This window comes from Legionella tunisiensis (assembly GCF_000308315.1).
In the GTDB taxonomy this organism is placed as follows: Bacteria; Pseudomonadota; Gammaproteobacteria; order Legionellales; family Legionellaceae; genus Tatlockia; species Tatlockia tunisiensis.
On record NZ_CALJ01000062.1, the window covers coordinates 1 to 10,307 of the forward strand.

Consider the following 10,307-nt stretch of genomic DNA (forward strand, 5'->3'; position numbering starts at 1 on the left):
AAACAGCACGGTCCAGAGCAATTTGCCGCTTTTGCATCGCCTTCTTCCAGTTTAGAGGAACTTTATCTGCTGCAAAAACTAATGCGGGGACTAGGAGTTAATAATCTGGATCATCGCCTCCAACAAACCGATTTCCGTGATCAAACCAATCAAGGAACAATGCCTACCAGCTCATTGAAATATGCTGAGTTGGAAAACCAACAGGCTATTCTGTTGCTGGGTTGTAATATTCATCGGGAAGTACCACTTGCCGGTATTCGAGTACGTAAAGCGTTCAGGAATGGCGCCAAACTGTTTGCTATCAATCCAGTTGACTATGATTACCATTTTGATCTGGCTGGTAAAGCCATTGTTTCGCCACAAGAAATGCCTATGCAGCTTGCCAAGCTGATATTGGCAATAACTGACGATGTCAAAAAATTACCGGAAGATGTACAAAAATTGTTGCTTGGCTTAGACGTTGATGAGACAACCAAGGCAATGGCTAAAGAGCTGCGTCAGCCCAAGGCTGCCATAATCACAGGTGCACTATGTGAAAATCATCCTGATGCTTCCTTATTACGTACCTTGGTCTATTTACTTGAGGAAAGTGCTGGTATTCGTGTTTTAAGACTTACTCAGGGTGCAAATAGTGCAGGAGCCTGTCTTGCAGGGATGCTACCGCATCGTACAGCCGCTGGAAAAGCTGTAGAGACTGCTGGCATGGATGTGCAAGCTGCGCTGGATGCCAAATTGAAAGGCTATTTTTTACTCGCGGTTGAGCCTGGGTTTGACTTTGCTAATCCTTATCGTGCCAGACAGTCTATGCTTGGTGCCGAATTTGTAGTGATGCTCTCAGCGTTTCAAAATGAATCCATGCAAGATTATGCAGATGTTATTTTACCTATGGCACCTTATGCTGAAACGTCTGGTACTTACATTAATGTCGATAAATTATGGCAAACAGTCAAAGGGGCTAAATCGCCGCATGGAGAAGCCCGACCAGCCTGGAAAATTTTGCGTGTACTTGCAAATTTGTTGCAGTGCAAGGATTTCCAGCAAATTTCCTCTGAAGAAGTACTGGCAGAAATAAAATCATTGGCAGGGATGGTTGCAGAAAGCAAATACCAGCCGTATTACCCGGAATCATTGCCAGTGATCAATAAGCATTTAGTGCGTGTAGGAGAATGGCCTTTATATCGTTGTGACAGCATAGTTCGTCACGCACAGGCACTACAGTTATGCGCAGCATCGGAATCAGCTTGCATAAGAATTCATCCAACGACTGCTAACAGATTGAAATTAGATGAGGTTGCCACTGTATCTCAGGGTGATATTGAGATAACATTGCCGCTTAAACGTGACGAGCGCATGGCACCCGATGTTGTATGGGTAGCAAACGCAATGCCAGAAACAGCAGATTTAGGGCACTCTTTTGCTGCAATCACTATCAAGCGCTAAACAGGTAAAAATATGCTACAAGATATTGGCATTTTGCTATGGATCATTATCAAGATCGTGATTATTGTGATTCCACTCCTTATTGGAGTTGCGTACCTAACCTATGCTGAACGCAAGGTAATTGGTTATATTCAGGTTCGTATAGGACCTAATCGTGTTGGTATATGGGGATTGCTGCAGCCTTTTGCTGATCTACTCAAACTAATTACTAAAGAAATTATTGTCCCTACTCGGTCTAATAAATATCTATTTGTGATAGCACCTCTCTTTGCACTTGCTCCTGCCTTGGCAGGGTGGGCTGTCATACCTTTTTCACAGGGAATCGTTTTAGCAAATATTAATGCAGGTGTTTTATACCTCTTCGCCCTAAGTTCGCTTGGTGTTTACGGTGTATTGATAGCTGGTTGGGCTTCAAACTCAAAGTATGCCATGTTTGGCTCATTACGCAGTGCGGCACAAACGGTGTCTTATGAGATTGCCATGGGGTTTGCCTTTGTTGGCGTTTTGCTGGCAGCTGGCAGTATGAATCTAACTGATATTGTTCTATCTCAACGCGGCGGTATTTTGCATTGGTGGTTTCTACCTTTACTTCCCTTATTTATTGTTTTTTGGATTGCAGGGATCGCTGAGACAAACAGAGCGCCTTTTGATTTGGCAGAAGGTGAATCTGAAATCGTTGCTGGTTTTCACGTGGAATATTCAGGAATTGGCTTTGCCTTATTCTTCCTTTCTGAATATGCAAGCATGATTTTGCTTTCCACTGTGATGGCTATTTTATTTATGGGTGGTTGGCTATCACCTTTTGAGGGAATGTCTGGACTTGGTGACATTTTCTTTTTGTCCCCGGTTTTGTTTGGTTACTCGCTAAAATTTCATTCTTTCTTTTCGTATATTTATGGATCCGTGCCACTTTCCCTCGTTATCGCTACGATCAACTCATGCGTTTAGGATGGAAGGTTTTGATCCCGGTGACCATTGTATGGGTTATTGTTACAGCCCTAATGGTTGTAGCTGAACTTAAACCTTGGTTTTAACCAGTCAACTGAGCAAACGAATGAAACAAATATATCGATATATCAGACATTATATTCGTAGCTTCCTGCTTCTGGAATTACTATCCGGTTTGAAGCTAACAGGGAAATATTTTTTAAAAAGAAATTTACAGTGCAATTCCCCGAGGAGCAGACGCCGCTGTCTCCACGTTTTCGTGGATTGCTGGCATTACGACGGTATCCAAATGGGGAAGAAAGGTGTATAGCTTGTAAATTATGTGAAGCAGTCTGCCCTGCTCTTGCTATTACCATCGAATCAGAGCCACGGGAAGATGGTTCACGCCGCACTACCCGCTATGATATTGATATGTTTAAATGTATCAACTGTGGTTTGTGCGAGGAGTCTTGTCCTGTCGATTCAATCGTGGTGACGCCGATCCACCATTATCATATTAGCGAGCGCGGTCAGAATATTATGACTAAAGAAAAACTGCTTGCAGTGGGTAGTTTAATGGAAAAGAAATTGGCCGCAGACAGGGACGCTGATAAAGAATGGCGCTAATGGGGTAAGAAATGCATCAATTATTTTTAGACTTAGTTTTCTATGTGTTCGCAGGGTTGTCAATACTGTCAGCCTTGATGGTTATTACGCAAAATAACCCTGTACGCTGTGTCCTGTTTTTGGTCTTGACCTTTTTTGCAAGTTCTGTGCTTTGGATATTGGTTGAAGCAGAGTTTTTAGCACTTATACTTGTTCTAGTATATGTTGGTGCAGTTATGACGCTGTTTTTATTCGTAGTCATGATGCTTAATATTGATACGGAATCAATGAAGGCACATTTTGTCCGCTATCTACCTTTTGGTTTGATTTTAGTCGCTTTGTTGACAGGGTTGCTTCTGGTTGCTGTGCCTGAAGACACCTTTAAAACCGATGTAGAACAACCTGTACTGAGCGCGCAAACAAGTTCAAGCACAACAATTGATGAGAGCACCGCCGTTGAGCCAGCAAAAGCATTATCGAATACTGAAAGAATAGGGATGGTGCTTTATACAGATTATGTTTTTGCGTTTGAAATTGCCGCGGTTCTTCTTTTAGTGGCGATTATTTCTGCAATTACGTTGGCGCATCGTGGAGCGATTCGTTCTAAACGGCAAAATATTGTTGGGCAAATTATGACTCGTCGTGAAGATAGGGTCAAACTTGTCAAAATGAAGCCCGAGAAATAAACACTAGGAACACTGATGATACCAGTAAACAATTATTTGATATTGGCTGCGATTCTGTTTGGTTTGAGCCTCGTAGGCATCATGCTTAATCGTAAAATATAATACTGCTGTTGGTTTGTATTGAACTGATGCTGCTAGCAGTCAACACCAATTTTGTTGCCTTTTTCCCATTTTTTATGGCGAGGTTGCTGGTGAAGTATTTGTTTTCTTTATCCTAACGGTTGCCGCAGCTGAGGCAGCGATAGGTTTGGCTATAGTGATGTTGCTATACCGTAATAGGGGCAATATCGATGTTGATAAGATGAATCATTTAAAAGGTTAACAACGTGAGCATTCAACAACTATGTCTTATAATTGTTCTTGCACCACTGCTCGGTTCAATCATTGCGGGATTTTTTCGCAACCAAATTGGTCGTTCAGGTGCACATTCCGTAACTATTGCCGGTGTTGGTTTATCTTTTCTGTTATCGCTTTATGTCGCTACACTCATACTAACTGGTTGGGCTGATACAGTTAATAGCAATATTTATACATGGGCTAGCGGCGGAGATTTGTTTCCTTATGCATTCCATATAGGGTTTTTAATTGATCCGTTGACTGTAGTCATGCTGGTGATAGTAAATTTTGTATCCCTTTTAGTTCATATCTATAGTATTGGTTATATGGACGATGATGATGGCTATCAGCGGTTTTTTAGTTATATTTCTCTTTTTACCTTTATGATGTTGATGCTGGTGACCGCCAATAACTTTTTACAACTGTTTTTCGGTTGGGAAGGAGTGGGCCTTGTTTCCTATTTACTTATCAGCTTTTGGTACAGCAAGGAATCAGCTATTGAAGGTGGTTTGAAAGCCTTTATAGTCAACCGGGTAGGAGATTTTGGTTTTGTGTTGGGTATAGCCATGGTCTTCGCTTACACCGGTAGTTTGGATTATGAAACGGTTTTCCAGAGTGCAAATCATCTATCTGGGAGCACGGTTGAACTATTTTCTGGCCATCCTTGGTCACTCCTAACTGTGATTTGTTTACTCCTCTATGTCGGTGCGATGGGTAAATCAGCTCAAGTTCCTTTGCACGTATGGCTGCCAGAGTCAATGGAAGGTCCTACCCCTATTTCAGCATTGATCCATGCGGCAACAATGGTGACCGCCGGCGTGTTTATGATAGCTCGTATTTCTCCTTTGGTTGAATTATCGACTACTGCACTGAGCACCATCCTGGTTATAGGCGCCACTGGGGCTCTGTTTACCGGCATTTTGGCTTTGGTAATGAATGACATCAAGCGAGTTGTTGCCTATTCGACTTTATCACAATTAGGCTACATGATGGTTGCAATGGGGGCTTCGGCTTATAGTGCTGGAATGTTCCATCTATTGACACATGCTTGTTTTAAAGCACTGTTATTTTTAGGAGCTGGCTCAGTCATTATTGGCATGCATCACGAGCAAGACATGCGCAAAATGGGTGGTTTGTGGAGCAAGATGCCAATTACTTATGTTACTTTTGTCATTGGTAGTTTAGCACTTTGTGCTATTCCTCCTTTTGCGGGTTTCTATTCAAAAGATACGATTATAGAAGCGGCAAAACTCTCAGAAATTCCTGGTAGTGGTTACGCCTATTTTTGTGTTGCCTTAGGTGCCATGGTTACGTCACTATATACTTTCCGTGCTTTATTCATGACTTTTCATGGAAAATCGCGAGCCGATGAGCATACATTATCTCACTTGCATGAGTCACCCTGGGTGGTATGGCTCCCATTAGTGATGCTGGCAATTCCTTCAGTCATTATCGGATATATCCTTTATATGCCGATGCTTTTTGATACACCTACGCTTCTAGGAAAGTCCTTGTTTGTTTTACCAGAACATAATGTACTCGCCGAGTTGGCAAAAGAAGTTTCTTCGCCTTGGCAAGCAGCTTTGCATTCGGTGGTTTCACCAACTTTCTGGTTAGCTATTGCTGGTATTGTGATTGCTTGGGTTTGCTATATAGCGTTGCCTTCAATACCGGGCATTTTGGCCAGGACTTTCGCTTGGCCTTACCGTATTCTGGTTAATAAGTATGGCTTTGATGCGTTCAATGACCATGTCATTGTGCGCGGTTCCAAAGCTATTGGACAATTCTTTTATCAAACAGGTGATCAACGGCTTATTGATGGCATGCTCGTAAATGGTGCAGGTCGTACGATTAGATGGTTCGCACAAAAGGGTCGCGCTATTCAAAGTGGTTATTTATACCACTATGCAACCGTGATGGTGTTGGGGCTTTTTGTTTTCCTATGCTGGTTGTTGCTAGGCTGATTATAAGGTGAAGGTATGTATCATTTGCTCAATTTATTGATTTGGTTACCCATTATCGGGGGAGTCTTTGTATTCCTTACTGGCGATGATAATAACCCGAATGTATCACGTTATTTATCTTTATTTACCGTTATACTCACGTTACTGATTTGTATTCCCCTGGTAACTGGGTTTGATGTTAATACGCCGGGTATGCAACATCTCGATGAAATTACCTGGATGCCGGCTTTAGGAATTAACTATAGTCTGGGCATTGATGGTTTGTCACTGCTATTAATCATTCTGAGTATATTTACCAATCTTATTGTTATCCTTGCAACCTGGGACAGTATCCATAAGCGCGTTGGCCAGTACATGGCGGCATTCCTGATTATGCAGGGCTTATTAGTCGGTGTCTTTGCAGCACTTGATGCCATTGTTTTTTATGTATTCTGGGAAGCGACGCTTATCCCTATGTATTTGATTATTGGTATCTGGGGATCGGACAATCGTGTCTATGCAGCAATAAAGTTTTTCCTCTATACCTTCTTGGGATCAGTGTTGATGCTGGCTTCGTTCCTGTACATAGGTTATCAGGCAGGCTCGTTTAAAATTGAAGCTTTTTATGCCGTAAAACTAGGTATGACTGCACAAACTCTCATCTTTATTGCTTTTTTCCTTGGTTTTGCAATCAAGATTCCGATGTTTCCCGTGCATACCTGGTTACCGGATGCCCATACCGAAGCACCTGCGGGTGGTTCAGTAATTCTGGCGGCAATTTTGTTAAAGCTTGGTGCTTATGGGTTTATTCGCTTTTCTTTACCGATAGTACCTGATGCTTGTAATAAATATGCGATGGTTATGATCGCTCTTTCATTAATTGCAGTGGTGTATGTGGGCTTGGTCGCTATTATCCAAAAAGATATGAAGAGACTTATTGCCTACTCATCGATTTCCCATATGGGTTTTGTAACACTTGGCTGTTTTGCTGTATTTGCAATAGCGAAACACTCAGGACTAAGTAATGCGGGTTTGGTTCTTGAGGGAGCCATTATTGTGATGATTTCACATGCTTTTGTGTCAAGTGCCATGTTTGCTGGCGTTGGCTATATCTACGACAGAATGCATACTCGACAAGTTAAAGATTTTGGTGGTTTAGTCCACACGATGCCAATATTTGCATCCTTTTTCATGCTTTTTGCGATGGCAAATGCAGGATTACCTGGAACTTCGGGTTTTGTTGGTGAATTTATGGTGATTTTAGGAAGCATTAAAGCAGGCTTCTGGATCACATTTTGGGCTGCTACAACTTTGATTATTGGTGCTGCATATACTTTGTGGATGTACAAGCGCGTTATTTTCGGTCCAATAGCAAATGAAAAGGTTGCTTCTCTGCGTGATATTTCCGGCTTTGAAATCAGCGCTTATGCACTCCTTGCTTTTATGGTGGTAGCAATGGGTGTTTATCCAAAGCCCGTACTTAATTATATTCATCAAACAGTCAGCTACACCTTGGCTCAGGCTGATAAATCAAAATTATAACTAGCAAGGTTAAATAAATATGACAGTATCATTACTTGAGAATCTACACATTGCATTACCTGAGATGATTGTGTTAGTCACCGCCTGTATAGCCTTGTTGGGTGATCTTTTTTCCGGCATCGTTATGCTTCAATTGCGTTTGCTTGTGCAATCGCTGGCCTGGCTTTAGCCGCTGGCGCAAGCTTTATGTTACTTGGCAGCTTCAAAACTGTAATCCTTGGCGGTCTTTACGTTAGTGACGATGTTGCACAACTGATGAAGTTATTTATTTATCTTAGTGTTTTTTCTGTTTCTTTTATTCGCAGCGCTATATTGATGAGCGTCAAATGCCTGCTGGTGACTACTACGTTCTTGGTTTGTTTTCCATGCTAGGCATGATGGTACTTGTTTCAGCACATTCATTACTGACGATTTATCTAGGCCTGGAATTACTCTCTTTACCTTTATATGCGATGACAGCAATTCGTCGTACTAACAGCGACGCATCAGAAGCAGCCATGAAGTATTTTGTTATGGGTGCAATCGCATCTGGTATGCTTTTGTATGGTTTGTCTTTGCTGTATGGAGCGACAGGGAAACTGGATTTGCTTGATATTGCTAATGCTATTGCCGCCAATTGGCAACAGGACAGTACTTTATTGTCTTTTGCTTTAGTATTTATTATGGTTGGTGTTGGGTTTAAATTAGCTGCTATGCCTTTTCACATGTGGGCACCGGATGTGTATCAAGGTGCACCAAGCGCAGTAACTCTTTTTATTAGTGCTGCACCTAAGATTGCCGCGCTTGGCATGGCATTGCGTTTGTTGACAATAAGCTTAGCGGGCATCTCACCGCAATGGCAGCACTTACTGCTGATAATGGCTTTGCTATCAACTGGACTGGGTAATTTGTTGGCAATTACCCAAGCCAATATTAAGCGACTTTTGGCTTATTCTGCTATTTCACACATAGGGTACTCGCTTTTCGGTCTCTTAGCAGCGAGTGATGCAGGCTATGCTGCAGCGCTATATTATGTACTGGTTTATTCTTTAATGACGGTTGCGGCTTTTGGATTGATAGTAATTTTATCAAATAAGGGTGTGGAAATTGAGATGGTTGATGACTTGAAAGGCTTAAATAGGAGAAATCCTTGGATTGCTTTTATGCTCCTGATAGTCATGTTTTCAATGGCAGGTGTACCACCCACCGTTGGCTTTTTTACCAAGCTACTGGTTTTGAAAGCGTTGGTTGATGTTAATATGACCTGGGTTGCGGTACTTGGCCTTTTCTTTGCTGTTATTGGGGCTTATTATTACTTACGCATTGTTAAAGTGATGTATTTTGACGAGGCGAGTGATAGCACGCCAGTGACATTGTCTATGCCAACACAAATAGTGTTTTCTTTGAATTGCCTGTCACTTTTGTTCTTAGGCATTTTTCCATCAACCCTAATAACAGCTTGTATTAATGCGTTTACGGGTTAGAGGCTGTTGACGCACTACTCTTATCTTGGCACTTATAGTTTGGATTTCTGCGCTTCGCTGCCTACAGACTAACATATATGCTCGGTTGCGATGCTTGAAAACCAAACCATAAGCACCTAAGCGAACGAAATGTCAACAACCTTAAATTTGGAAGGCATAATTAATTTCTTATCTTCCAACCGATAAAAAAGCTTGATAAATAAAGGGAGGGTGCGTATACTTGCCCTCAGTTGATGCGGGGTGGAGCAGCCTGGTAGCTCGTCGGGCTCATAACCCGAAGGTCGTAGGTTCAAATCCTGCCCCCCGCTACCACTATTAGAAACCCCATTATTGGGGTTTTTTATTATGCTCAAACAAGTAGTGAGCGATAAAAAGCTATCAGTCAGGCGGTGATGAATTACTCAAGCTCTGTTTTAAGATGATACATGGGTTAGAAATGGGCAACGATGCTCATTGGAGTGGTTCCTAAAATAGTCATTCCGAAGAACAAGCCTGAATCAATGTCAATCCAGGAAAAATAGGTAGTCGGGTAGCATATGATACAGAGCGAAATTGAACAAATATTAAAACCGCTAATCGATGATTTGGGTTACGAGCTTTGGGGATGTGAATACTTATCGCAAGGAAAGCATTCGTTGCTACGTATATATATAGATAAAGTCGGCGGAATCGGTATCGAGGATTGTGAGCGAGTTAGTAAACAGGTTAGCGCACTCCTCGATGTGGAAGATCCGATTTCGGGAAATTATAGTTTAGAGATATCTTCTCCAGGAATACCTCGCCCACTGTTCAATAAAGAGCAGTATAAGCGTTATCTGGGGTGTGACATCCAGGTCAAATTATTTAAACCTGTAGCAGGTAGACGTAAACTGTCTGGTACTCTTATGACTGTTGGTGGTGATCAGCTGGTATTAAAAGTAGGTGATGAGCAACTGGAAGTACTATTTTCCCAAATAGTAAAAGCAAATTTGACAGGTGAGTGAGGCGAACAATGAGCAAAGAATTGTTATTAGTTGCTGAGGCATTATCTAACGAGAAGGGTGTGAGCAAGGATGTCGTATTGCAAGCAATCCAAGCGGCGCTTGAGTCTGCCACTCGTAAGCTCACTGATAAAGATATTGGTGTGAGGGTAAAACTTGATCCTCGCTCTGGCGAATATGAGACTTTCCGCTATTGGGATGTTGTTACTGATGACGAGCAGGAGTTTCCTGAGCGACAATTAACTCTTGCTCAGGCCAAGGAGCGCCAACCAAAAATTGAAATAGGCGAGCGCATTGAAGAACCTATGCCGTCAGTTGAATTTGGTCGCATCGCTGCACAAACAGCACGCCAAGTTATTATGCAAAAAGTTCGTGAGGCAGAAA

The 10,307-nt window shown here is 42.1% G+C and carries 6 protein-coding genes, 1 tRNA gene and 4 pseudogenes; all 11 read left to right on the plus strand.

What is annotated here, in order from left to right; all coding sequences use genetic code 11:
- A partial coding sequence (locus BN58_RS22275) for a molybdopterin-dependent oxidoreductase (protein WP_019215910.1) occupies positions 1–1,440 on the plus strand: 1,440 nt, incomplete at its 5' end.
- Between the two features lie 12 nt (positions 1,441–1,452).
- Positions 1,453–2,474: pseudogene (gene nuoH / locus BN58_RS22280) on the plus strand (NADH-quinone oxidoreductase subunit NuoH).
- A gap of 20 nt (positions 2,475–2,494) precedes the next feature.
- Positions 2,495–2,994 (plus strand): annotated as a pseudogene (gene nuoI / locus BN58_RS22285) (NADH-quinone oxidoreductase subunit NuoI).
- A gap of 11 nt (positions 2,995–3,005) precedes the next feature.
- Complete coding sequence (locus tag BN58_RS05025) at positions 3,006–3,659, plus strand: NADH-quinone oxidoreductase subunit J (protein ID WP_019215912.1); 654 nt, start codon at positions 3,006–3,008, stop codon at positions 3,657–3,659.
- A 15-nt stretch (positions 3,660–3,674) separates the two neighbouring features.
- Positions 3,675–3,981 (plus strand): annotated as a pseudogene (gene nuoK, locus BN58_RS29555) (NADH-quinone oxidoreductase subunit NuoK).
- A gap of 4 nt (positions 3,982–3,985) precedes the next feature.
- The gene (gene nuoL, locus BN58_RS05030) at positions 3,986–5,959 is read left to right on the plus strand and encodes an NADH-quinone oxidoreductase subunit L (protein ID WP_019215913.1); all 1,974 of its coding nucleotides are present in this window, start codon (positions 3,986–3,988) and stop codon (positions 5,957–5,959) included.
- Positions 5,960–5,974: 15 nt separating this feature from the next.
- Entirely contained in the window at positions 5,975–7,480 is a 1,506-nt protein-coding gene (locus BN58_RS05035; RefSeq protein WP_019215914.1) for a complex I subunit 4 family protein, read from the plus strand.
- Between the two features lie 19 nt (positions 7,481–7,499).
- Positions 7,500–8,943, plus strand: a pseudogene (gene nuoN, locus BN58_RS22290) (NADH-quinone oxidoreductase subunit NuoN).
- Positions 8,944–9,178: 235 nt separating this feature from the next.
- Positions 9,179–9,251, plus strand: a tRNA-Met gene (locus BN58_RS05045).
- Positions 9,252–9,479: 228 nt separating this feature from the next.
- Positions 9,480–9,926 carry a ribosome maturation factor RimP gene (gene rimP / locus BN58_RS05050; RefSeq protein WP_019215915.1) on the plus strand — a complete coding sequence of 149 codons (447 nt, stop codon included), beginning with the start codon at positions 9,480–9,482 and terminating at the stop codon, positions 9,924–9,926.
- Positions 9,927–9,934: 8 nt separating this feature from the next.
- Positions 9,935–10,307: NusA N-terminal domain-containing protein (locus tag BN58_RS05055; RefSeq protein ID WP_026069268.1), on the plus strand; the 373-nt coding region annotated here is incomplete at its 3' end.